This window comes from Ideonella sp. P3_A4 (assembly GCF_056403075.1).
In genome coordinates, this window is the sequence record NZ_JBFUGE010001026.1 from 1 (window position 1) to 1447 (window position 1447).

The window sequence follows — 1447 nt, forward strand, 5'->3', positions numbered from 1 at the left end:
TGTTCCAGCAGCACTTCGACGAGCTGGCGCTCTACGTCACCCGCGAGACCGGCGCCATCCTGCCCAAGGGCCAGCACGAGCTGCGCGAGGCGGTGGCCTTCTGCCAGATCGCCGCGGCGATGCCGATGCAGGCCCAGGGCCAGGTGCTGCCGAGCGCGCCGGGCCGCATGAGCATCGCCCGTCGCGTGCCGCACGGTGTGGTCGGCGTGATCTCGCCCTTCAACTTCCCGCTGATCCTGACGCTGCGCGTGGTGGCGCCGGCGCTGGCGGCCGGCAACGCCGTGATCATCAAGCCGGACCCGCGTACGCCCGTGAGCGGCGGGCTGCTGATCGCCCAGGTCTTCGAGCAAGCGGGGTTGCCGGCCGGTGTTCTGCACGTGCTGCCCGGCGGGCCGGACGTGGGCGAGGCGCTGGTCACCGACCCCGCGGTCGCGATGATGTCGTTCACCGGCTCGGCGGGCGTGGGCCGGCGCATCGGCGAGCTGGCGGGCAAGCACCTGAAAAAGGTCTCGCTGGAACTGGGCGGCAGCAACGCGTTGATCGTGCTGAGCGACATGAGCAGCGAAGCCGACCTGGACCTGGCCGCCAGCAACATCGCCTGGGGTGCCTGGCTGCACCAGGGGCAGATCTGCATGGCCAGCAACCGCGTGCTGGTGCATGAGTCGATCGCACCGGCGATCACCGAGCGCCTGGTCACGAAGGCCACGCACCTGCCGGTGGGCAATGGCGCCACCGGTCAAGTGGCGCTGGGCCCGTTGATCGACGAGCGCCAACGCGACCGCGTGCACGCCACCGTGCAGGCCAGCATCCAGGCCGGCGCCACGCTGCTGGCCGGCGGCCGCTACGACGGGCTGTTCTACCGACCCACCGTGCTTGCCGGCGTGAAGCCCGGCATGCCCAGCTTCGACGACGAGACCTTCGGCCCGGTGGTCAACCTCGTCAGCTTCCAGACCGACGACGAGGCGGTGGCCCTTGCGAACCAGAGTCGCGGGGGCCTGGCGGCCGGCGTGTTGTCGAAGTCGGTCGGCCGTGCGCTGGTGGTGGGCAACAAGCTGAAGGCCGGCATGGTCCACATCAACGACCAGACCGTCAACGACGACGCCGTGAACCCCTTCGGCGGCCCGGGCATCGCCGGCAACGGCAACTCGCATGGCGGCCCGGGCGACTGGGAGCAGTTCACCACCTGGCAATGGCTGACGGTGAAAGACGCCCCGACCCCGTTCCCCTTCTGAGTTCCATTTCAAGAGTCAAGCGGAGACAAGCACCATGAACTTCCAAGGCAAGACCATCGTCATCACCGGTTCCAGCTCCGGCATCGGCGCAGAGACCGCGCGCTACCTGCGGCTGAACGGCGCCCGCGTGATCGGCGTGGACCGCAACGACCCGATGGTCACGCTCGACGGCTTCGTGAAAGCCGACCTGTCCGAGCAGGCCGCGATCGATGCGG

General features: G+C 69.4%; 2 protein-coding genes. Both read left to right on the top strand.

Features of this window, described 5'->3' with window-relative positions; translation table 11 throughout:
- Window positions 1-1232, top strand: a 1232-nt coding sequence (locus tag AC1DYI_RS35490) for a benzaldehyde dehydrogenase (RefSeq protein ID WP_477208790.1), incomplete at its 5' end; no start/stop codon positions are given.
- 34 nt (window positions 1233-1266) lie between these two features.
- Window positions 1267-1447 (top strand): SDR family NAD(P)-dependent oxidoreductase (locus AC1DYI_RS35495; protein WP_477208791.1); only part of this gene is annotated, 181 nt, incomplete at its 3' end.